Origin of the sequence: Mesorhizobium sp. YC-39 (assembly GCF_025753795.1) — a bacterium.
Classification (GTDB): domain Bacteria; phylum Pseudomonadota; class Alphaproteobacteria; order Rhizobiales; family Rhizobiaceae; genus Mesorhizobium.
The window spans coordinates 34,013-54,648 of record NZ_JAOWPS010000007.1 but is presented as its reverse complement, the minus strand read 5'-3'; the positions used below and the strand labels follow the sequence as shown (position 1 = coordinate 54,648).

The 20,636-nt window shown below is 58.4% G+C and carries 22 protein-coding genes; 5 read left to right on the top strand and 17 right to left on the bottom strand.

The window, feature by feature from the left end; genetic code table 11:
• Window positions 1–53: 53 nt before the first annotated feature.
• From OHD62_RS30610 to OHD62_RS30570, 9 genes are all read right to left on the bottom strand, one after another.
• Window positions 54–1,469, bottom strand: coding sequence for an aldehyde dehydrogenase family protein (locus OHD62_RS30610; RefSeq protein ID WP_263790798.1), 1,416 nt, complete (start codon window positions 1,467–1,469; stop codon window positions 54–56).
• The gene (locus tag OHD62_RS30605) at window positions 1,469–2,530 is read right to left on the bottom strand and encodes a homoserine dehydrogenase (protein ID WP_263790797.1); all 1,062 of its coding nucleotides are present in this window, start codon (window positions 2,528–2,530) and stop codon (window positions 1,469–1,471) included. Before OHD62_RS30605 ends, OHD62_RS30610 begins: the two co-directional genes overlap by 1 nt.
• A 482-nt stretch (window positions 2,531–3,012) precedes the next feature.
• Window positions 3,013–3,654 carry an FMN-binding negative transcriptional regulator gene (locus OHD62_RS30600; protein ID WP_263790794.1) on the bottom strand — a complete coding sequence of 214 codons (642 nt, stop codon included), beginning with the start codon at window positions 3,652–3,654 and terminating at the stop codon, window positions 3,013–3,015.
• 216 nt (window positions 3,655–3,870) lie between these two features.
• Window positions 3,871–5,139: a trans-sulfuration enzyme family protein gene (locus OHD62_RS30595; protein ID WP_263790792.1), complete on the bottom strand. Its 1,269-nt coding sequence runs from the start codon at window positions 5,137–5,139 to the stop codon at window positions 3,871–3,873.
• On the bottom strand, window positions 5,136–5,825 hold the full coding sequence (locus OHD62_RS30590) for an ABC transporter permease (RefSeq protein WP_263790790.1): 690 nt from the start codon (window positions 5,823–5,825) through the stop codon (window positions 5,136–5,138). Before OHD62_RS30590 ends, OHD62_RS30595 begins: the two co-directional genes overlap by 4 nt.
• A gap of 9 nt (window positions 5,826–5,834) precedes the next feature.
• Window positions 5,835–6,557 (bottom strand): ABC transporter permease, encoded by a 723-nt coding sequence (locus OHD62_RS30585; protein WP_263790788.1) that lies wholly within the window; start codon window positions 6,555–6,557, stop codon window positions 5,835–5,837.
• A 75-nt stretch (window positions 6,558–6,632) separates the two neighbouring features.
• On the bottom strand, window positions 6,633–7,394 hold the full coding sequence (locus OHD62_RS30580; RefSeq protein WP_006204322.1) for a transporter substrate-binding domain-containing protein: 762 nt from the start codon (window positions 7,392–7,394) through the stop codon (window positions 6,633–6,635).
• Window positions 7,395–7,430: 36 nt separating this feature from the next.
• Window positions 7,431–8,237 carry an ABC transporter ATP-binding protein gene (locus OHD62_RS30575; RefSeq protein ID WP_006204323.1) on the bottom strand — a complete coding sequence of 269 codons (807 nt, stop codon included), beginning with the start codon at window positions 8,235–8,237 and terminating at the stop codon, window positions 7,431–7,433.
• 170 nt (window positions 8,238–8,407) lie between these two features.
• Window positions 8,408–9,103 (bottom strand): B3/4 domain-containing protein, encoded by a 696-nt coding sequence (locus OHD62_RS30570; RefSeq protein ID WP_006204324.1) that lies wholly within the window; start codon window positions 9,101–9,103, stop codon window positions 8,408–8,410.
• A 44-nt stretch (window positions 9,104–9,147) separates the two neighbouring features.
• On the opposite strand from OHD62_RS30570, the gene OHD62_RS30565 reads away from it, so the two are divergent.
• Together OHD62_RS30565 and OHD62_RS35635 are read left to right on the top strand one after the other, a co-directional pair.
• Window positions 9,148–9,768 (top strand): helix-turn-helix domain-containing protein, encoded by a 621-nt coding sequence (locus OHD62_RS30565; RefSeq protein WP_006204325.1) that lies wholly within the window; start codon window positions 9,148–9,150, stop codon window positions 9,766–9,768.
• A 512-nt stretch (window positions 9,769–10,280) separates the two neighbouring features.
• Window positions 10,281–10,364 carry a hypothetical protein gene (locus tag OHD62_RS35635; protein WP_318528658.1) on the top strand — a complete coding sequence of 28 codons (84 nt, stop codon included), beginning with the start codon at window positions 10,281–10,283 and terminating at the stop codon, window positions 10,362–10,364.
• A gap of 124 nt (window positions 10,365–10,488) precedes the next feature.
• Here the strand turns inward: OHD62_RS35635 and OHD62_RS30560 are convergent, their stop codons facing one another.
• From OHD62_RS30560 to OHD62_RS30525, 8 genes are all read right to left on the bottom strand, one after another.
• Window positions 10,489–11,301, bottom strand: coding sequence for a 2-keto-4-pentenoate hydratase (locus OHD62_RS30560; RefSeq protein WP_006204327.1), 813 nt, complete (start codon window positions 11,299–11,301; stop codon window positions 10,489–10,491).
• 21 nt (window positions 11,302–11,322) lie between these two features.
• Window positions 11,323–12,060, bottom strand: a complete 738-nt coding sequence (locus OHD62_RS30555) for an ABC transporter ATP-binding protein (RefSeq protein WP_006204328.1) — start codon at window positions 12,058–12,060, stop codon at window positions 11,323–11,325.
• Entirely contained in the window at window positions 12,057–12,824 is a 768-nt protein-coding gene (locus tag OHD62_RS30550) for an ABC transporter ATP-binding protein (RefSeq protein WP_263790783.1), read from the bottom strand. Before OHD62_RS30550 ends, OHD62_RS30555 begins: the two co-directional genes overlap by 4 nt.
• Window positions 12,821–13,690, bottom strand: coding sequence for a branched-chain amino acid ABC transporter permease (locus OHD62_RS30545; RefSeq protein ID WP_006204330.1), 870 nt, complete (start codon window positions 13,688–13,690; stop codon window positions 12,821–12,823). Before OHD62_RS30545 ends, OHD62_RS30550 begins: the two co-directional genes overlap by 4 nt.
• Window positions 13,687–14,553 (bottom strand): branched-chain amino acid ABC transporter permease, encoded by an 867-nt coding sequence (locus OHD62_RS30540; protein ID WP_263790780.1) that lies wholly within the window; start codon window positions 14,551–14,553, stop codon window positions 13,687–13,689. Before OHD62_RS30540 ends, OHD62_RS30545 begins: the two co-directional genes overlap by 4 nt.
• A 161-nt stretch (window positions 14,554–14,714) precedes the next feature.
• A complete protein-coding gene (locus OHD62_RS30535; protein ID WP_006204332.1) occupies window positions 14,715–15,965 on the bottom strand; it encodes an ABC transporter substrate-binding protein in 1,251 nt (416 codons plus the stop codon).
• An 89-nt stretch (window positions 15,966–16,054) separates the two neighbouring features.
• Window positions 16,055–17,215, bottom strand: a complete 1,161-nt coding sequence (locus OHD62_RS30530; RefSeq protein WP_065518391.1) for a M24 family metallopeptidase — start codon at window positions 17,213–17,215, stop codon at window positions 16,055–16,057.
• Between the two features lie 11 nt (window positions 17,216–17,226).
• The gene (locus OHD62_RS30525; protein ID WP_006204334.1) at window positions 17,227–17,730 is read right to left on the bottom strand and encodes an Lrp/AsnC family transcriptional regulator; all 504 of its coding nucleotides are present in this window, start codon (window positions 17,728–17,730) and stop codon (window positions 17,227–17,229) included.
• On the opposite strand from OHD62_RS30525, the gene OHD62_RS30520 reads away from it, so the two are divergent.
• The 3 genes from OHD62_RS30520 to OHD62_RS30510 are packed head-to-tail and all read left to right on the top strand — an operon-like array spanning window position 17,729 to window position 20,617.
• The gene (locus OHD62_RS30520) at window positions 17,729–18,604 is read left to right on the top strand and encodes an NAD(P)H-dependent oxidoreductase (RefSeq protein WP_263790774.1); all 876 of its coding nucleotides are present in this window, start codon (window positions 17,729–17,731) and stop codon (window positions 18,602–18,604) included. The two genes, OHD62_RS30525 and OHD62_RS30520, sit on opposite strands and share 2 nt — an antisense overlap.
• On the top strand, window positions 18,588–19,829 hold the full coding sequence (locus OHD62_RS30515) for an LLM class flavin-dependent oxidoreductase (protein ID WP_263790773.1): 1,242 nt from the start codon (window positions 18,588–18,590) through the stop codon (window positions 19,827–19,829). The genes OHD62_RS30520 and OHD62_RS30515 overlap by 17 nt, the downstream gene beginning before the upstream one ends.
• Window positions 19,826–20,617: an alpha/beta fold hydrolase gene (locus tag OHD62_RS30510; protein WP_263790771.1), complete on the top strand. Its 792-nt coding sequence runs from the start codon at window positions 19,826–19,828 to the stop codon at window positions 20,615–20,617. The genes OHD62_RS30515 and OHD62_RS30510 overlap by 4 nt, the downstream gene beginning before the upstream one ends.
• Window positions 20,618–20,636 lie beyond the last annotated feature (19 nt).

Here is a 20,636-nt window from a genome sequence, read left to right as displayed (position 1 = left end):
TACATCTTCCCTCGGGGCAAAAATTGCTAGCGGCAGCAAGCTGCAAGAACCCGCTATCGTTTCAGCCTGTTTATGCAAACGACCTTGGGCTGCGTCATTTCCTCATAGGCGAACCGAACGCCTTCTCGTCCCATGCTGCCATATTTAAAGCCGCCGAAGGGCATCGCATCGAAACGATAGTCCGACGAGTCGTTGATCATCACGCCAGCTGCATCAATTCCGCTGGCGGCATCGAGGGCGTGTTCCAGATCGTTCGTGAATATCCCTGCATGGAGACTGTACTCGGGTTCGTTAGCCATCCCGATGGCATCAATCAGTTCACCAAAAGGTTGCAGGATCACAATCGGCGCAAAAACCTCTTCAGACCAAACATCACATTGAGCCGAGACATTCTCCAAGACGGTCGGCGCGTAAAGATTCCCATGCCGATGATTGCCACAGAGCAAAGCGGCTCCCGCCGAGATTGCCTGATCGACCATGGCAGCAGCTCTCAAGACTGCCCGTTCCGAGATCATCGGGCCGATGTCGGTCGTTTCATCCAGAGGGTTTCCGGTCTTTAATTTTGCGGTGGCCTCGACGAACGTTGATCTGAACCGTTCATAGATGGTGTTCTGTATCAGAATTCTCTGCGTGCCGATGCAGTTTTGGCCAGCTGCCCAATAGGCCCCCGAAACACAAGCGGCGACGGCGGCATCGAAATTGCAATTTTCCATCACGATGACGGGAGCGTTGCCGCCAAGGTCCATTGCAAGCTTCTTGATGCCCGCGGTCCTTGTGATCGCCTCGCCGGTGTTGAACCCACCTGTGAAAGATATCATGCGCACGTCGCGCGCAGAAACAAGCGCCTTACCAAGCTCCGGCCCACCGACGGCAACGGTCACGATTTCCTTGGGCAAGCCGCTAGTGATCAGGGTGTCGACCAGCTTGAGGGCGGAAAGTGGCGTGAGTTCTGACGGCTTCAAGAGCACGGCATTGCCGCCGGCGATTGCGGGGCCAAGTTTATGGGCGACGAGGTTCAGCGGGTCGTTGTAGGGCGTAATGGCAGCAATAATGCCCAAAGGCTCCCGTGTATACCAGCCCTGGCGAGATTCCGACCCGAGGTAGGAGTCGAACGGTATTATCTCGCCCGCATTTCGTTTTGCTTCATCCGCCGAAAGTTTGAGAGTGTTGACGCACCGCGTTGCTTCCTTGCGGGCCTGCACGATGGTTTTCCCCGCCTCGCTCACGATGAGCAGCGAGAATTCTTCCAGGTTGGCCTGGATTGTCGCAGCTGCCCTTTCCAGGATAGCCGAGCGCTTGTATCGCGGCAGGGCTCTTGCGATCTCGGCTCCCCGCTTTGCCCGTTCCAAGAGCGAGCTCACGCTTGCAGCACTGGTCTCGGGAACTGTTCCCACGACCGTCCCGTCGAAGGGGCTTCTCACGATGATATCTTGAGTAAAGGTGGTTTCGCTCAGGGCTGCACTGCGCATTATGCAGCCTCCTTTGCGTCTTTCGACGGTTGAGCAGAGTGGATGGCAACAATATCAGACAGAAGGGCATACGCAGTCTCGACCCGTCCAGCGCCTGGTCCTGTTATCGTCACCGATCCAAGCAGCTCCGTGTTGAGTGAAACTGCGTTCGTTGCGCCTCCGACTCCTGCGAGCGGGTGCTCTAGAGCTAGTCTCTTGGGAGCAACACTGCCAACGACAATCCCATCTACACCACGAGCCGCGGATCCGATGAGCTTCCACCGGCAATTCTCCTTGGCAGCCGTTTCAATGTCGTGAGGAGACAATCTTGAGATGCCCTCGCAGGTGACATCCTCGGGCTTGAGGTTTGCCCCCAGCAACTCGTTTGCAAGGATCACGACTTTCAGTCGAACATCATGGCCCTCAACGTCCGCAGTTGGGTCGGCCTCGGCATATCCAAGGGCCTGCGCCTCTTTGACGGCAGAGGAGAAGTCCAACCCCCCCTCCATGCGTCCCAAGACGAAATTCGAGGTGCCGTTGAGAATGCCCTCAAAACCTTTCATTTCGGCGCCGGCCAGCGTTTTGTCCGCCAGTCGCATTACCGGAGTTCCGCTCATGACGGCGCCCTCATACTCGAAGCGCACGCCGCGAGATTTGGCCAGTGCCTTGAGCTCCTGGGCGGCAAGAGCTACCGGACCCTTGTTGGTCGTGACGACATGTTTGCCTGCTTGAAGCGCCCAACGGCAATGGCTGACGGCAGGCTCCCCATCTTTCGGGTTGGTGAACGTCGCTTCAACGACAATGTCTGCTGGCGCCAGCTTGATGACAATTTCATTGTCAGCCTCAGAACTGCCGCCGGAAAGCTGCCCAAAGCCACCTTTGGTGAAATTGGCCTCAGTGAGCATCCGCGGGTCAAGCCCGTTGGGTGATATCACCGAGCCCAGGTAGAGATCACTGACGGCGACGATGTTTAACTGGAAGCCAAGCTGGCGCTCCCACTGCGGATTTTTTGTCGCGATAAGTCCTGCCAAGGCCCGGTTCACACCGCCAAAGCCAATAAGCGCAATATTGTAAACTGTCATGACGATCCTCCAAAGAATTGTGCGGGCATCATGCGGGTGCGGACCGCACAGTGGAAACGCCGCAATAGGACCAAACAACCGAGCACTTTGCTCATTTTGCCGCTATTTTGTTGGCGTTGCGACCAATAGCCTTCCAGCCGCGGGAACCAATCGCCTCCGATTCGCCGGCGGGTGGTCGCCGGACCACCAAGGTCGGACCGCTGATGGCATATACTTGTGCCGGAGCCAGACGGCTCCCATGTTGGACCAGAGAGCAAGTCCGTGAAGACTCTGGCTCAGGAATGAGGTGGGGGCGCGGATGCTGCGGGATCATGAACAATTCACGGTGTGTTTTGCCCATTGATTTCGCCCGATCCATCAAGATCACCCGATCTGCTACCTGGCGGACAAACCGCACCTGGACACGGCTCGAAAGAGAAACAGCGTGGCGGATCCGATAGCGGTATTCCTCATGGCCCCTGCCCCGGATGGGACTGTTCGTGCTAACTCTGGACGTCGATATCCGCGCGCGCAATCATGGCGTCGCCAATCAAAATATCGCCCTGGGCTTTCAGGCCAAGGCCAGCGCCGCGCATATCTGGGGCACCGTCATCTTGGCCCAACTTGGACTTGCCGGTCAGCCTGGTAACCTCGATCTCTATGCCGACGATCGCCTTCACCAACGCGTCAATGTAATCCCTTGGAGCATGCGTCATCTTCCATGGCGTCTCGCGCGTTGCCTCGTGAATACGCGTCAGGCGCGCTACGATAGCGCGGACATAGCGTTCGTCATCGCGGATCCTGATTTGCCCATAGGCGTGAGCAACCATGTAGTTCCAGGTGGGGACCTGCCGCTGCGTCTCATGCTTGGTCGGATACCAGGTCGGCGTGATGTAGGCGTCTGCGGCGCGAAACACGACCAGCACTTCATCGCCGTTCGCAGCATTCTGCCAGACGGGATTGGCGCGGGCGACGTGGCAATGAAGCACGCCTAACGTGCCTTGTTTGGTGTCAAGGAGAAAGGGGATGTGATTTGCATCCATTTCACCTTTGCTATTGGTGAACAGGATGCCAAGGGGATTGCGCTCGATCAGGTCGTGAAGGACCTCAAGGCGCGACTCGTTGAAATGCGACGGCAAATACATGACCGCTCCTTTGATGCCTAGTGCTATCCCCAGCACCTTTTGCCTTGGCTCTGCGACAAATGTCTTGCCCTTCCCTGGGTCAGAACCGGCGAGTTGGCGAATTTCGCGCTGACATGCCAGAGACGTTCAGGGCACAAAATTCGCATCGGCTTGAAGATCGCCCAGGGCCAAGTAAATGCTCAAAGAGCAATTCACTTGGCAAGAAGGGCCACTCCCCTAGATTTTGTGGGATTTTCCGAACGTTTCGTCCAGTGCATTCTCGATGTCGGCGATGAGATCGCTTGGGTCTTCCAGGCCGATCGAAAGGCGCAGATGTCCATACTTTTGGAAGTTGGGCGGATATTTGTTCGAGCCGCCTCGTCCGCCGCCGCCAACGTGAACGATCAGGCTCTCGTCATGCCCGAGCGAGACCGCGGAGGTGATCACCTTCAAATTGCCCACGAAGCGGTTTTGCGTGTCCGGATCGCCTTCCACCGCGAAAGCCATCATCGCGCCGTAGCCTTTGCCACCGAACTGTTTTCGCGCCAGCTGATGCTGGTCATGGCTCTCAAGGCCGGGATAGGTGACGTAGGCAACCCGCTTGTCAGTCGCCAGATGCCGAGCGATCGTTTCTGCGGAAGTGAACTGCTGCTTGAGGCGAAGCGGCAAGGTGACCGAGCCACGCATGATCAGCCAGGCGTTGAAAGGCGAAATGGTTCCGCCGACATCCACCAGGGCGTCTGCCTTCACATGGTGGACGAGTTCCTTCGAGCCGATCACAACGCCGCCCATCGCATCGCCATGGCCGTTGATGTATTTGGTCAGCGAATGGATGACGAGGTCCGCCCCCAACGCAAGCGGTCGGAAGAAGGGCGGAGGGGTGAAGGTCGAGTCCACTGTTAGAAGCGCGCCGGCTTCCTTGGCAATCGATACCAGCGTGGCGATATCAGCCACCTTCGTGGTCGGGTTGGCGATCGTCTCGGTATGGATCAACCTGGTGTTCGGCCGGACGGCGGCTCTCACCGCATCCATGTCCCCCATGTCCACAAAAGTGGCTTCGATCTGATAGCGTTGCGGCAGGAGTTCGGCAAACAGCCGCCAAACCGCTTCATAGGTGACATCACCCACGACCACATGGTCGCCTGTTTTCAGGAAGGTGAAGAAGACGGCGTGAAGCGCAGCAACACCTGTTGCAAAAACTGCCGCATCCTCGCCTCCCTCGAGCGCCGCCAGCTTCCGCTGCAGGCCGATCTGGTTGTGCCCCGAATTGCGGGTATAGGAGGGCGTTTCTGTATCTGACCAATCCATGGTCGAAGGGTCTTCCGGGAGAAGATAGGAATTGGCCATGACGATCGGGGTTCGGATCGCGCCGGACGTCTTGTCGATCTCGTTGCCCCCATGAACCGACAGGGTGTTGAAGGATAGCGTGGAGAGCTGGTGTTTATCGGGTCTGGGCATTTGTGACTCTTCGTTGCTGGAGTTTGAAACAGTAATTGTGACGTTCAACGCCGGGATGGCACCGACTTTTCGAGTTTCTGAAAGACCTGCGTTATGGCGAAGGTCAGGCCGACGTAAAACACCGTCACAAGGATAAGCGGCTCATAGACCAGCAGGGTGTCCTGACGGATCTTGTAGGCCGCTCCGTAGAGATCCATGACGGTCACTGAGAATACAATCGGCGTGGCCTTCAACTGAAGCACGACCTCGCCGGCAAAGGTCGGCAAAGCGATGCGGATCGCACGTGGCAGCCATATGCGACGCAAGATTTTGCCAGGGGACATGCCAAAAGCACGCGCCGCCTCGAGTTCGCCTTTTGGAACCGACGCCATCGCGCCCCTCAGGATTTCGCCTTGGTAGGCTGCGAAGTTCAGCGTAAGCGCAAGCGCTGCGAAGAAGAACCCCTCGCGCAAAATGGGCCACAAAAAGCTTGCCCTTAGGCCGGGGATAAAAGGAAGGTACGACCCAAGGCCATAATAGAAGAGCCAAAGCTGTATCAGGAGCGGGGTGCCGCGAAAGAACGTGCAATACCCTCTGGACAACCAACGCAAAGGGAAGAAGGCCCCCACTTGTGCGACCGCAAGGAGAATTGCCAAAGCGAAACCGACCGAAACAGAAATTGACAGGAGAAGAAACGTTATTGCAGCTCCCCGCACCAGCAAATCCGCATAGGAGGCAACCCAAGAGAAGTCCATTTTGGCCTCCTACGCCAATTCTCTCTGCCCGCGACGGTAATAAGCTTCCAACGCGGTAAAAATTTGATTCGAAATTAGGGTTATTGTTAAATATATCGCTGCGGCCGCCAGGAAGAAGACCATGTATTGTTTTGTATTGCTTGCGGCCACTCGTGCAGCGAGAGCCAATTCCTGATAACCGACGACAGCTATGAGTGCGCTGTCCTTGACGACTCCCATCCATAGGTTGGCGAAACCCGGCAGGGCATTCGGAATCAGCGCGGGGAGGATCACCCTGCGGAATCGTAAGGCCGGGCGCATTCCAAACGCTTTCGCCGCTTCGAGCTGGCCGACCGGAATTGCCAGAATGGCGCCTCGCAACACCTCCGTCATGTAGGCTCCCTGGACGAAGCCGAGCACGATCACAGCTGCGAGCAGGCCGTTAACCTCCAGCGGACCAAGATCAACCAAGGCGAGAACACGGTTCAGGCCGTCGGTCCCAGCATAGTACAATGCTATGATCAAAATCAGTTCCGGAACTGCCCTGACCACAGTCGTGTAGAGTTGCAGAAGCCACTCAATTGATCGAAATCCGCTCAACTTTCCAAATGCGCCAAACAGCCCCAAGACCATGCCAAGGAAATAGGCGCCCATGGATATCAACAGCGTGGCGAGAGCCCCGGTGAGCAGAACGCCACCCCACCCCGGAGGGTTGATGGATAACAATTCCAGAATTGAGTTCACAGAATTCATAGTGGAATCTTTCGAAACAGAGCTAGCGGACTTGCCGCGAAGGATGCTCGTCAGCAAATCCGCTAGATAAATGCATCAGTAAGGATCGTAGTCGAAGTACTTCTTATTGAATTCCGCGTACTTCCCGTTGGCTCTTATCGCCTTGATGGCGCCGTTCAGTTTCTGCTTGAGCTCTTCGTCCCCCTTGCGAATTCCGCCGCCTACGCCTGCTCCAAGAATCTCGTCATCGGCAGCAACCGTCCCCTTGAATTCGCAACAGCCCTTTCCGAGGTCCGTTTTGAGGAATTCCTTCAGGGGCCCGGTGTCTGCAAACGCATAGTCGATCCGACCTGAAGCCAAGTCTTGCAGTGATTCATCAACAGTCGCGTAGCTTTTCTCAGTTGCTATATCTGCGAAATGTTTCTGGAAGTAAGCCGATTGCGTTGTGGAAACTGCGATCCCGATGGTCTTCCCCTTCATCTGCTCATCAGTGACCCCAGCAACTCCGTCCTTTGCTCCAATCATGCTTGCCGCTGCGGAGTAGTACTTGTCGGTGAAATCGATACGCTTCTTGCGCTCGTCCGTAATGGACATCGAAGACCAGATTACATCGATCTTCTTGCTTTCGAGAGCGGGAATGAGGCCATCCCAGGCAATATCGACGGTTGTGCACTGCTCGTGAAGCTGTTGGCAGACCGCGTCCATGAGATCGATCTCCCAACCGATCTCTTTGCCGGAGGCATCTTTCGTCGTGTAGGGAGGATAGGCCTCGTTCGCGATGCCAAACCGGATATCGGCATGAGCGTCTGCCGCGAAACAGAGAATGGTGAGAGTTAGAGCAATAGTCCGATATTTCATCTTAGTTCCCCTTTTTGAGAAGTTGGGTGGTGGTGACTAGTGCGAACCCGCTCCAACAAATTCCTTGCAGCGGCTGCTCATGGGTGCACCGAAGACCTGGTCGGGAGGGCCGTCTTCCTCCACTTGGCCTTGATGCAAAAACAGCACGCGAGTCGAGACATCGCGAGCGAACTTCATTTCGTGGGTGACCAACAACATGGTTCGGCCCTCTTCCGCTAAGCTGCGGATCACCTTGAGGACTTCACTGACCAGTTCCGGGTCCAGGGCCGACGTCGGTTCATCAAACAGCATGACGGAGGGGTCCATGCAGAGCGCGCGGGCGATCGATGCTCGCTGTTGCTGACCACCGGAAAGGAAAGCGGGATAGGCATCGCGCTTGTCGTAGAGACCCACTTTGGTGAGCAGCCCATGCGCTTTCTCGACAGCGACCTTTCGATCAACGCCAAGGACGTGAACAGGGGCTTCGATCACGTTCTCCACGATCGTCATGTGGGGCCAGAGATTGAAGCTCTGGAAAACCATCCCTAACCCTGTTCGGAGTCTCTCAATCTGGCGCCAGCTTGCTGGATGGCATTTCCCATCATGCCCAATCCGGAACTTGACGTCCTCTCCATTGACCTGGAAGGCTCCCTGGTCAGGGATTTCGAGGAAGTTGATGCAGCGCAGAAAGGTGCTCTTGCCAGAGCCTGACGAGCCGATGATCGAAACCACATCACCCTTTTGTGCCGTGAGCGAAATTCCCTTCAAAACTTCGTGGGCTCCATAACGCTTATGGACATCCCGTACGGCAAGCGCAGGTATCCCAGTGCCAGCATGCATTCTGATCTCCATCAGGCTCGTCATGGCTTTTCGGTGCTCATGCAGGCAACGCTCCGCAATCGCTGCGTTGCCGCAGCAAACGTCACCCTTGTGCAGTTAGTCGCAGGAGAGGAAGGCTACTCAAATCTGGCCGTTTGGCCGCGGCAGGGAGCCCGCGAACCGAGTGCCGTTATCTGGTCGCCACAGATTGTTGTTTAAGGAGGAGGAGTAATGGACAGCTTTTGTTTCAGGATCCCACACCCTGGCATGAGGCGCGACAAGCCGTCGGTCAGCATATCGCCTGCTTCTTCGAGCGCGTTTTCAGGCATGGTCTCCAAGCTTTCCAACAGAAACCACATGCGACCGGTCAAAGCGTCCAACCGGGTGCGAGAGCACTGTCGCCAATTCCATCTCCTGCAAGTGACGCCTGCATCATCTCGCCAGATGGCCTCTCCCGGTGCCGGGCATTCCTTTATCGCCTCTCCATTCACAACCGTTTCGAAGACTTCAGTTCCAGCGGCAATTGTTAACCGTGGCCGCCCAACATACGCGTCGTAGTTTTCACCGCCGACAGGAAGTGCGTACCGAAGGCTGACAGCGTTGTAGAGATCGACAACGGGGTTGATCGTGGGAACCTTGCCGTCTTTCTCCACCCGTTTTCTGAGAGCCTGGGCAGAGCAGGGAGTTCGGTTCGGCTTTGCACCGAACCGGAAGTACGTTTCCGACCAACTGGCCAAATGCGCGTCTGCCCATGGCGCACCTCCCGCCGACACAAAGTTGCAGGCCTCTGCCAGAAGATTTGTATCAACGCTTCCTGTTTCGGCATTCGTGGCATCGATATGGATGGATATGGCGCGAAAGCCAGGGGCAATGCTGGCAATTCGTTCGTCGACAACCGGGATTTCGAACACGGCCCACTAGCTCCCATTGACCATCTTGGTGTAATATACCGACCATGGAACAGAAAGTCAATATACTGACCGACGTGGGCGCCGAGGTCGAACACGTCAGTGCAATGGTCTCCCAGAACCTCAAGCTTTTCCGACGCCAGAACGGCCTCACACTTGACCAGCTCTCTCGAAAATCCGGGGTCAGCAAAGGGATGCTGGTGGAAATCGAGAAGGGCAGCGCTAACCCCAGCATCGCCACTCTTTGCAGGATGGCAGTCGCTCTGGGGGTTTCTGTCGCAGACTTCGTAGGCGTAGCATCAAGTGTGCCAGCACGGATCGTGCACCCGCAAGACACTTCCACATTGTGGCGAGGCCCTGGCGGAGGCAGTGCCACTCTCCTTGTGGGAACGCACGGTCCGGACGAGGTGGAGCTTTGGCGGTGGATTATGTTTCCAGGCGAAACATTCGAATCGCCAGGGCATTCTGCGGGAACGCTCGAACTGCTGAATGTGGAAACCGGCGAGCTAACTCTGAAATTGGCTGATACCGATCTCCTAGTTCAATCCGGTTCTTCGGTTTTGGCACGCACGGAAGACAAGCATGCCTATATGAATCGGGGCACTCAAGAGCTTCGGTTCATCATGGTGGTCGCAGAACTGCAGTACCCACGCGTGCAGCATGTTTAGGTACAATTCCCGTATCCCACGCTATATGCGCTTTTGGCTAAGTCGGACCGGCGGAACGATTTCCCGCAACCCCGATGCCTGTCTCTTAGACCAGCACTGAATGCTAGAGCCATGATTGACAATACGGGATTGAACGCGTCCTTCGTCGGATGCAGCGAGGGGCACACTGGACCTGTGCGCATGCGGCAATGCCTGCCTGATGCTCGTCTGCGGAAAGCCAGAAGACGGGCTTCCGTTCCCCACGTCGAAATGGCACGAGCCAACTTCCGTGCAGCTCGACAATCTCATGCCCCAGCAGGAAATCTCCCGCCGTGTAGGCCCTTCGGCGCCAGCGGTAGCGCGCCGCCTTCAAACGGCTTCGCTCCACCGGATAATCAAGAAGAAGGACATCTCTGTCGTAAACGAGAGGGCGATTGGGCGCCCCCTGACGGTTATCGCGGAGGTGACGACCGAAACAGGAAAGACTGGATCTGATCGACGAGATAAAAAAGCGTTTCGCGAGCTGTCCACAGGTGCAGCAGTGCTACTGCATCACTGGCGAGACGGACTTTGTGCTTATCATGAATGCCAGCGACTGGATGAGTAAACGGCACTGATGCGCCAATCGTTCTTCGAGGGCGGAAATGTGACGAGCTTCGAAGCTGCGTTGCAATGGAGAAAGCCGACGGCCGATCCCGCTTTTGTCTCACCTGCGCATCGGAATGGTTTCGTCTTGATATTCTAGACTAGATCCAAGCTTATATCCTTGAACGGAATTTCCAAAGGCTGTGCTCGCCACCGCTGTCCCGACTGAGCCGGTAGAGCTACGGTCAAAGTGCCTGTGGTAACGATGTCTCCCGATTTGAGGGGTTGACCGCCAAAGCGCTCCAGTTCTCGTACCAAATAGGCTAATGCGGCGAGAGGGCTACCCAGGACCTGCGACCCACCACCCACCGCCGCGGAACCGTTTTCACAAGCAAGCGTCACCGAAAAGCTATGCAGTTGCTTTCCCCATCGCTCGCGGTCACTTTTGATTGAGTGCCGGGAGCCGAGAAGTAGGGCAACATGAACACCCGTTGCCGCAGCATCTGCGACATTGAAACGCCATTCTGGAAAGATCGACGTGCAAACCTCGAAGCCGAGTGCTGCCCATTCCACACACGAGAGAAGATCGTGTTCGTCCATGCGAGGGTCCGGAGGTGCGCACAAGCCGAGCGCGACTTCAGCCTCCATTCTGACGTTCGGCCAATGCGCTACCGCAAGGCTCGTCTTCACGCCTAGATCGAACGTTGTTTGGTCGTAGAGGTAATTCCAGATTGGCCCGCTGATCCCGTAGCCGGCCCACGCGGCAGAGTTGGTAAAGCCAATCTTGCGGCCGACTATTCGCTCACCATTTGCCTCGCGTCTGCGTCTTATCTCTTCGACAACCCAGTATGCATCCGCCAGTCCAAAGTTTGGATAACGGGACGTAAAAGGTGAGACCTCTCGCAGGACATCGCGTGTATTCTGAACTTCATCCGCAATATCCGATAAGATATTCTTGGGAAGCTGCACTTAAACCTCCTACACGATGCGTCAAGGCTTCTCCGCCCCGTCGCCGGCACCGAGATAGATGCGGCCGACCTCCGGATTGCTGGCGATGGAAACAGCGATCCCGTCCAGCCTGTTGCGCCCTTCGGCGAGCACGTAACAGCGATCCGAGATAGCTAGCGCCTTGTGCGCATTCTGCTCGACCAGCACCACGCTAACGCCGCCCTCGGAGCTGATCGTACGGATGTGCCCGAAAACCTCGTCGGTTGCCTTAGGAGAGAGGCCGGCACTCGGCTCGTCAAGAAGTAGCACTTTGGGGGATGCCATCAGGGCGCGACCGAGGGCCACGATCTGTTGCTGACCTCCGCTCAGCCGGCCGGCGGTGGCGCTCCAATAATCGCCGAGCGTCGGCAGGATTTTGCGTACCGCATCCTGCCGCTCGCGAACGGGACCGGGCACCGCGACGAGGCCCATGCGGAGATTCTCCTCAGTCGTCATGGTCGCGAAGACGTTCCTGACCTGTGGCACATAGCCCAGCCCGGCACGCAGACGCTCGCGCGTCGCGGTGTTGGTGATATCGTGTCCGGCAAGGGAAATCTTGCCTGCAGTTGGGTGGATGACGCCGACCAGCGTCTTCAGGAGTGTCGACTTGCCGCAACCGTTCGGGCCAATGACGGTGACGATCTCGCCTGGCGCCACGCGTATGCTGATACCGTGCAGAATCTGCATTTCGCCGTAGCCGGCCACCAAGCCATCGGCGACGAGAATGTCGCTCCCGCTCATGCATCTACCCCGCCGAGATAAGCGTCAAGCACCTGCTTGTTCTGCTGGATTTCCGCCGGCGTACCGGCGGCAATGACGTGACCCCGGTCGAGCACGACCACCCGCTCGCAGAGTTCCATAATGACGTTCATGTTGTGCTCGATGATGAGCAGCGTGATGCCCGAGGCGTGCACCTTCTGCATGACTTTCATCAGGTGCCGGATTAGGGTCGGGTTAACGCCTGCTGTCGGCTCGTCGAGCAGCATCAGCCGCGGTCGGCTCATCAAGCAGCGGGCAAGCTCGAGCAACTTCTTCTGGCCGCCTGAGAGACGCGCCGCGGCAATGTCGGCCTTTTCGGCGAGCCCGACCGTCTCCAACACCTCACGGGCGGCTGCCTCGTTGACTTGCTCTTCCTGTCTGACCCGCGCGCCTGGCAGAAGGACGGAGAGGAGCCGGTCGCCGAATTGGCCTTCCGGCACCAGCATCAGGTTTTCCAGCACCGACATCTCCTTCAGTTCTCGCGGGATCTGGAAGGTACGGCGTAGCCCGCGCCGCGCGACCTCGTATGCGCCCCGGCCCTCGATGCGCCGCCCGCCAAACCGGATCTGGCCGGAATCGGGCTTGGTGAAGCCGCTGATGATGCTGAAGAGCGTGGTCTTGCCCGCACCGTTAGGGCCGATCAGGCCAGTGATCGATCCCTCTCGGACCGATAGCTCGCAACGGTCGACGGCCTGGAGGCCGCCGAAGCGTTTGTTCAACCCGGCAATCTCCAGAAGGTTGCTCACGCGCGCCTCCCGGGACCGTAGCGAACCGCCACGATTATCATTAGCGCCAGGCCAAGCGCCATCAGGCGAAGTGCGGCCAACTGCACACCGTCGACGACGGTGATGTAGTCCTTGAGAAGTCGCGTGCCTTCGAGAAGGACGGCAACGACCGCCGTTCCCGCGAGCGTGCCCAGGGTGGAACCTTGCCGGCCAAGCAGCACGGCCGCAAGCACATAGATCGAGACATTAGGGCCAAACATGTCAGGTGAGATGTAAGTGAGGTAGCTCGCGAACAACGCGCCACCTATGCCTGCGAGCGCAGCGCCGAGCACGAATGCGAGCGTCTTGTAAGTAAGGGTCGGCTTGCCGATGGATGCGACCACGGTCTCGTCCTCACGGATTGCGCGCAGCGTCCGGCCTATCGGGAAGTGTGCCAGCCTTTGACTAAACCAGAAAGCGACGGCGAGCAGCACGGCGGCAATCACCAGGAAGGAAGTTTCTGAATCGAGGCCTGGAATGGTGACGGGCCGCGGTATGCCGGCGATGCCGTCCGGGCCACCAGCGAGCCACTTTTCGTTGAGAAAGATCAGCCGCACGAATTCGGAGAACCCCAACGTGACAATGGCGAGATAGTCTTCGCGCAAGCGTGGCGTAAACAGCGCCACCGCACCGCCGAGCGAGCCGCTGACCAGCGCAGCCAGAACGAGAGCAGGCAGCAACGGCAACCCGGCCTGCGTGGTGAGTGCCGCGCAATAGGCGCCGACCGCGAAGAATGCGACCTGGCCGAGATTGATCAAACCAGTGAGGCCCCACTGGATGTTGAGGCCGAGCGCCACGAAGCCGTAGATCACGGCAAAGATGAGGATGGCAACAAGATAGGCTGTCATCGCTCAATTCCCCCCGTCCGGATGAGGCCCGTAGGTCTGACCAGCAGCACCAGCGCCAGCACCAGGAAGGCGAGCGCTGTCTTGTAGGTGACCGGCAGCAGCAACAGGCTGAATTCCGACACCGTCGCGAGAAGCAGAGCCGCAAGTGCGGCGCCGGTAGCGCTGCCCAGTCCACCCAAAATGGCGACGGCAAAGAGTGGGATCAACACCCGCCAGCCGAGAAGTGGGGTGAGCGAGGTCTCCGTGGCAAGCGCCACCCCGCCGATGGCCGCGAGGAAGCCGCTGGCAAAGATGATGCCGCCATAGACGACTTCCGGCCGGATGCCGGTGACAACCGCGAGCTCTGGATTGGTGGAAGTGGCGCGCACAGCGCGGCCGAAGGAGGTCCAGCGCAGCGCCGCGATCCCAAATACCAGGATGACCGCGACGGCGCCGATCATGGCCGCTTGCGTCGGCGTGACGATGAAGCCGGCGAACACGAAGGGACGCGCAAGCTCGATGGGATACTGATGCACGTCATTGCCCCAAATGAAGCGGACGCCGTTCTGCAGGAAGAGCATCAGGCCAAGCGAGAGGAGCACTGGCGGCAGCGTGCCCGCGGCGCGCACGAAACGAAAGATCGTCTGGTCGACTGCGAGCGCGATTAGCCCTGTTAGCACGGCCGCCAGAAGTGCCGAAAGCCACAGCGGCACGGAGAAGCCACACAGTAACAACGCCAGATAGGCGCCAAGCGTCATGAATTCGGGAATGGCGAAATTCGGGTAACGCAGAACTCCGTAGATCAACGATATCGCCGCCGCGGGCAGCGTCCAGATCGCGGCCGAGACCAGCGCCGAGACGAGATAGATTTGCAACTCATCCACAATAGCGTTTCCTAGCCTCCAGCTCCGCCTGCCGGCAGCGCCTCCGATGAAATCGCACGCGGGTACGGATTTAAAGCCCACCGCCGTTTGGTCGAGGTCAGGTGCTGCTTGTCATCCTTACCCCCTCCCCGCAAACGGGGAGAGGATTGTCAGCGTCTCGTCTAGAACACAACGTCCTTGACCGCGCCGATGGGCATGATCTTGCCGTCCTTCACTTGCGACACGCGGAAATTGGCCTTAGCGATATTGCCGTTCGCATCGAAGTCGATCGCCCCTGAGGCGCCTTCGTAGTTCACCTGCTCACCTGTGCGCAGCGCCTTGATGCCCTCTGCGAAAGAGGTCACTTTGGCGCCGTCGGGCCCGGAGACTTTTCTGACGGCGTCATTGAGCGCAGTGCCGTCGGTCGACTTGGCCGCCTCAATGGCAAGCGCGAGCAGGACCAGCTGGTCGTAGGCCTGCGCGCCGAAGGAATAGTAGCGGTCGCCGCCAAGCGCCTTGGCAAGGCGATCATAGGCGGGCGAACCCTCGGCCACGCCCTCTTCGACCAATAGCAGTCCTTCCGCGGCAGGCCCGGCATTCTTGATGAGCTCGGGGCTCACCGCAAAGCCGGGCACGATAAAGCGTCCGGAAAGACCGAGCTGGTAGGCAGCCTTTAGAATGGCGGTGATGTCGGGCTCGTAGCCGGAGATATGGATGAAGTCCGGCTGATCAACGAAGGCGCGCGTCACCTCGGAGCGGAACGTGGTCTGGTCCTCATTGTAGGTGGTGAAGCTCATCACCTTCCCTCCCCGCTCCTCGAAACGCTGGCGGAATGCCGCGACCGTCATCTGCGTGAAGGGCACATTGAGGCCAAGCACGGCGGCCTTCTTCCAGCCCTGGCTGTTGGCGTATTCGGCATAAGCTTTGCCAAACAGAAGGTCGTCTGGCTCCGTGCGGAACAGATGACCCTTCTTCTGTACTTCGGTGATGCGGCTGGCGCCGGAGGTCGAGAGCTGGATGAGCTTCTTCTCTTGCACGATCGGCGCCACCGCAAGCGTGACACTGCTCGCCCAGGTGCCGACGATCGCGGACACCTTGTCGACATCGACCAGCTTGCGCGCACCGCGCACGGCTGCTTCAGGGCTGGTCTCGTCGTTTTCCACCACGAGCACGATCTTGCGACCGAGCGGACCGCCGGCCGCATTGATCTCCTCGAGTGCCACCTTCGCCGAGGTGAGCATCTCCTGCCCAAAACTACCGCCGGCCCCCGACAACGGCATCAGAGCGCCGACTTTGATGTCGCCATCCTGAGCCCAAGCTGCGCTCAGACCCGGCAGGGCGGTTGCGGCTACCGCTCCGGCGCTGATGGCCAGCAGCGAGCGGCGACTGATGGAGCCGCCCAATGGACGGCGCTTCGTGAAGTCGCTTTTCATCGTTTTTACTCCCCTTTGTTACTAAACTCTACGCTGAGCCCGCGGCAGCCTTGGGAGGATGACGCCGGGGGATCGGCCGGATTCTGTTCTCAAAAGCCGATGTCGCGTGGGAAATCGGTGATGCAGCGGGACCCGGTTTCCGTGACGATCAGCACATCGGAGTGACGGAAGCCACCGAGGCCCGGAATGTAGACGCCCGGCTCGACCGAGTTCGCCATGTTGGGCAGGAGCTTGGTCTTGTTGTAAAGACGCAGTTCTCCCTTCTCCTCGCGGCTGGCGGAGCCGATCATGATGCCGTGGGCATGCCCGGTGCCGTGGCGGATATACTTGACCAGGTCGTATTTCTGCAGAATCCCGCGCGTCAGCATATCGATGTCCGACATGGCGACACCCGGCTTCAGGGCTTCCTTGCCCGCGTCGAACGCCTCGTTGACGGCATCGAGCGTCCTCCTGATCTCAGGTGTAGGCTCGCCATAGACGAAGGTGCGCTCCAGCTCCGCGCAATAGCCCCAGACGACCGGAAAGATGTTGAGCGATACGAGATCGCCGCGCTTCAGGCGGCGGCTGGTCGGGTGCAGATGCGGTACCATAGTGTGGTCAGCGAATTGGGCATAGGCGTAGGTGCTGGTTAGTCCGTTGTCGGACAGGGCGCCCATCGCCTTGTTCACCGCCGCGACCGCATGGGCGGCCACCGCAAGTTCGGTGACGTTGTCCTGCATGGCCTCTAGGAAGGCGTCGGCGCCGATCTTGGCGAGGTCCGCGCCCAATTCAAGCAGGCGGATCTCCTCGTCCGACTTGATCAGCCGCAACTCCTCCAGCCATGGGCCGACTTCGACGAGTTCTGCCTCGGGAAAGCGGGCCTGAAAGGCGCGGAACAGACCGACTGGCAGCAGAGCTTCCTCGATGCCCAGCCTTATCCTGGCGGAGCCGCGGCGCGCGATGAAGTCTGCGCAGAGCTTGAGGCTCGCCTGCACGACATTCTCATCATCGCCATAGGCCATCACCTCGTCGAAGGAGCTGTGCTCCTCCATGTTCTCAGTCTCGATAGCCGCACCGCAGACCGCGCTCGACCCCGATGCCGGCAGAATCGCCCACATCGGCCGTCCCCATTCCGACAGCAGCGGCACGCCGCTCATGTAGAAGACGCTGTCGGCGGTGTGCAGGAATGCGACATCGACGCGCTCCGCGGCGAGCTTTCTGCGGAGAGCATCGATACGACGTGTCATTTCCTGTTTCGAGAAGGCTGGCATTTCAAACTCCACTAGGGTTTGTTGTCTTGAGATTCATTGTTCGGTCCGTCTTCGAGACCGGCGACGCCGATCAGGCCGTCGGTCTTGATGTTCTGGAGGATCATCAGCGAGTTGGAATCCTTGATCCCGTCGACCGCAGCGAGCTCAACCAGGATGAAGTCGTAGAGATCGCGCAGCGTCTCGAAGCAGGCCTTGATGATCAAGTCGTAGGGACCTGTCGTCACGGCGACACTGTCGACGAACGAATATTGCTGCAGCACCTTCGCCACTTTGATGATGGCGTTACGCTCCACGTCAATGCCGATGAAGGCCGAGGCCTCGTAGCCGAGATCGACGGGATCGGCGGTGGCGCGAATGCGCACCCTACCCTCCTGAGTAAGCTGGCTCAGCTTCTTGCGCACAGTCGGCTCGCTGATGGACAACCGCCTAGCCATCTCGGCGGTCGGCATGCGGCCGTCCTCTTGCAAGAGACGGATGATGAGCCTTTCGGTTTGATCAAGCGGTTTTGGCTTCATGTTCTCAATTCAGGTAATTTATTCGTTCATATCTTCCATAATCCGAAACTTTTTGCAACGTATTATTTCGGCTTCCATATTTTTCGGCGCGCCAGACTCAAAATGGGCGCGAGCGGGGCGTCCAAACGCAATCCTGCTTACCGACCGATCTAACAGCGACAACCGACAAAGCGCTCTCATAGAGTCGACAGCGTTCACCCCTCCATTTGGCGGGGTGGAACTGCCGCTGCCTTCGGCCGATGATTGCCTTGCAGACAAATTGCGAGCAGGCGGCAAGCGTATGACAAGATTGAGAGTCGTGGCATTCAGCGGCAATTTTCGCCGGCCTTCCAAGACATTGGCGCTGACGAACGCGATCGTCAGTCAATTGGCGCAGAAGACCAGCGCTGAGATCGTCACCTATGATCTCCTGGACCTGGATGAATCTGTTTGCACTTTCGATCGCGCCGACCTGAGCCAGCAATCGGCCCGCATCATCGGCGAGCTCGAGAGCGCAGACGCCCTGATCGTGGCGACCCCCATCTACAAGGGTGCTTATTGCGGGCTGATGAAGCATATCTTCGACCTTCTTCCAGCCGATGCCCTTTGCGAAACGCCGGTACTGATCAGCGCCAACGGCGGGGGGCCGCGGCATGCCCTAGTGATCGAGCATCAGCTGCGGCCGCTGTTTGGCTTCTTCGAAGCAGATACGCTTCCGACATGCGTCTATTCCTGCGAAGCCGACTTCAAGGAAGACAAGATCGTCGATCCGGGAGTTCTAGCGCGGATCGACAAGGCGACCAATCAAATGGCGCATCGGCTCGACGAACTTGGCGAATTTTCGAGCGAAAGCTCCACTCTCGTTTCTGGGAAAAATCATGCCTATCCTGTCTGACACGAAATTCCTTGTCGCCCATTACATGCCCTACACCGACCTTCCTGATGAGTGCCTGGAACGGGACTCGCTTTGGGTCGACATCCCGAACGCCTACTACGATCCACACAAGGGTCATGCACTTTATGAACGCTACCTGGGCGAGGCGGTGCTGGCCGAGGAATTGGGCTTCGACGGGCTGTGCATAAACGAACATCACGCCACGCCAGCAAGCATGATGCCGGTGCCGTCCATAATCGCATCGGCGATCTTTGCCAGGACGGAGAAGTTGCGTGTCTGCATTATGGGCACGCCGCCCAATCTGGAGAACCCGCATCGCCTGGCCGAAGGCTATGCGATGCTTGACGTCATGTCAGGCGGTCGGCTCGAAGTCGCTATCCCGCTCGGCACCCCGATGGAATACTGGGTCAATCCCGTGGCGCCGGCGACGGCGCGAGACCGCCTGCATGAATCGATCGATATCATGCTGAAGTCCTGGGAGACGCAGACCGGCGAACCGAAGGGCTACGATGGCAAGTTCTATCATTACAAATATCTCAATGTGTGGCCCCGACCGATCCAGCAGCCGCATCCTCCCATCTTTCTCGTCGGCTCCGGGAGTCTCACAACGGTCGAGATGGCTGCACGGCTGGGTTTCGGATATGCCGCGACTTTCTCGCCGATTCCCAAGCAGATGAAGGCGCTGGAGATCTACCGACAGAAATCGGTCGAAGCCGGACATGACCCGGATCCCTCCAAATTCCCGCTTACCGCAATGGTCTACGTCGCGGACACCGACGAACAGGCGGTCGAAGAGATGACGCCTTGGGCCGATTTCTACTTTGGTCAGTTGCTCAAATCGGGCCGGTTTATCGAGTTGCCGGGATACATTCCCGTCGACGAATTCCGCCGGCGCGACGGGAAATTCATTCCCGAATCCCACGGTGTCTTCGACTGGAAGGCGATTGAGGCGGTCTACCGTGTCGTCGCAGGCTCACCAGAGACCGTCGCCAATCAACTGGAAAAATGGGCTGAAGAGACCGGGTCAAACCGGATCATCTGCGAAGTCCACATCGGAAACATGCCGCATGACAAAGTCGTCAGCAACATGACCAAGCTTGCCAAAGACGTGATCCCGATTCTTGAGGAGCGACGCGACGGAGCCCCAAAGGTCGAACAGTCACCGCAATCGGCTTACCTCGATCCCCCGGAAATGATGAGATTTAGAAAATGGACGGGCCGGTGAACAAGAAAATCGTGGATATGAGCGGGTTCGACCGCTCGGAGTATGTCGTGTCCGGCGTCAGGACGGCCGTTTATTCGATCGGCTCAGGACGGCCCGTCATTTACCTTCACGGAGGCGGCACCTTCCCGGGTTTCGATTTCGTGCGCGAGTGGGCCAGGGACCGCCGTGTCATCGTCCCTTATCATCCCGGTTTCGGCGAGAGCGACGACGATCCCCGCATCGACGACGTTAGCGACTACATCTTCCACTACATCGACCTGTTCAATCAGATGGGGCTGGATGAAGTCGACATCGTCGCCCACTCGCTGGGAGCCTGGATCGCGGCCGAATATGCCTCTGTTCAGGCGCCGCGCATCGGAAGGCTCGTACTCGTGGCGCCGAACGGCGTGGTGATCCCGGAGTTCCCCAACCCCGACAGCTTCAAGATCCCAAAGGAGCAGCTCCACGAATATCTCACGGCCGATCCCTCGGTCGCGCTTCGATATTTCCCTGATGGCCACGACATCGACTTCCTGACGCTTGGCTTCCGCGAGTTGACGGCCTTCAGCCGAGTCGGCTGGGAGTATCCGCAGGGCAATCCAAAACTGCGCCAGCGCATACACCTGATTACCTGCCCGACGCTGCTCCTGTGGGGTCAGCAGGATCGGTTTTTTCCGGTGGGCGGTGCCAAGACGTGGCAGGAGCTTTTGCCGAAATCGGAACTGAGGATCCTCCCGAAAACCGGGCACCTCGTCTTGGGCGAGAACCCTGATGCGCCGGGCATCGTGCACGAGTTCCTGACACGCTGATATCCATCCCTGAAGAGGA

What these genes read in the sequence shown, in the direction of transcription:
- OHD62_RS30610 (WP_263790798.1), bottom strand. Translation starts at nt 1,469, where the DNA reads ATGCGCAGTGCAGCCCTGAGCGAAACCACCTTTACTCAAGATATCATC.
- OHD62_RS30605 (WP_263790797.1), bottom strand. Translation starts at nt 2,530, where the DNA reads ATGACAGTTTACAATATTGCGCTTATTGGCTTTGGCGGTGTGAACCGG.
- OHD62_RS30600 (WP_263790794.1), bottom strand. Translation starts at nt 3,654, where the DNA reads ATGTATTTGCCGTCGCATTTCAACGAGTCGCGCCTTGAGGTCCTTCAC.
- OHD62_RS30590 (WP_263790790.1), bottom strand. Translation starts at nt 5,825, where the DNA reads ATGGACTTCTCTTGGGTTGCCTCCTATGCGGATTTGCTGGTGCGGGGA.
- OHD62_RS30585 (WP_263790788.1), bottom strand. Translation starts at nt 6,557, where the DNA reads ATGAATTCTGTGAACTCAATTCTGGAATTGTTATCCATCAACCCTCCG.
- OHD62_RS30580 (WP_006204322.1), bottom strand. Translation starts at nt 7,394, where the DNA reads ATGAAATATCGGACTATTGCTCTAACTCTCACCATTCTCTGTTTCGCG.
- OHD62_RS30575 (WP_006204323.1), bottom strand. Translation starts at nt 8,237, where the DNA reads ATGACGAGCCTGATGGAGATCAGAATGCATGCTGGCACTGGGATACCT.
- OHD62_RS30565 (WP_006204325.1), top strand. Translation starts at nt 9,148, where the DNA reads ATGGAACAGAAAGTCAATATACTGACCGACGTGGGCGCCGAGGTCGAA.
- OHD62_RS30555 (WP_006204328.1), bottom strand. Translation starts at nt 12,060, where the DNA reads ATGAGCGGGAGCGACATTCTCGTCGCCGATGGCTTGGTGGCCGGCTAC.
- OHD62_RS30545 (WP_006204330.1), bottom strand. Translation starts at nt 13,690, where the DNA reads ATGACAGCCTATCTTGTTGCCATCCTCATCTTTGCCGTGATCTACGGC.
- OHD62_RS30535 (WP_006204332.1), bottom strand. Translation starts at nt 15,965, where the DNA reads ATGAAAAGCGACTTCACGAAGCGCCGTCCATTGGGCGGCTCCATCAGT.
- OHD62_RS30530 (WP_065518391.1), bottom strand. Translation starts at nt 17,215, where the DNA reads ATGCCAGCCTTCTCGAAACAGGAAATGACACGTCGTATCGATGCTCTC.
- OHD62_RS30520 (WP_263790774.1), top strand. Translation starts at nt 17,729, where the DNA reads ATGTTCTCAATTCAGGTAATTTATTCGTTCATATCTTCCATAATCCGA.
- OHD62_RS30525 (WP_006204334.1), bottom strand. Translation starts at nt 17,730, where the DNA reads ATGAAGCCAAAACCGCTTGATCAAACCGAAAGGCTCATCATCCGTCTC.
- OHD62_RS30515 (WP_263790773.1), top strand. Translation starts at nt 18,588, where the DNA reads ATGCCTATCCTGTCTGACACGAAATTCCTTGTCGCCCATTACATGCCC.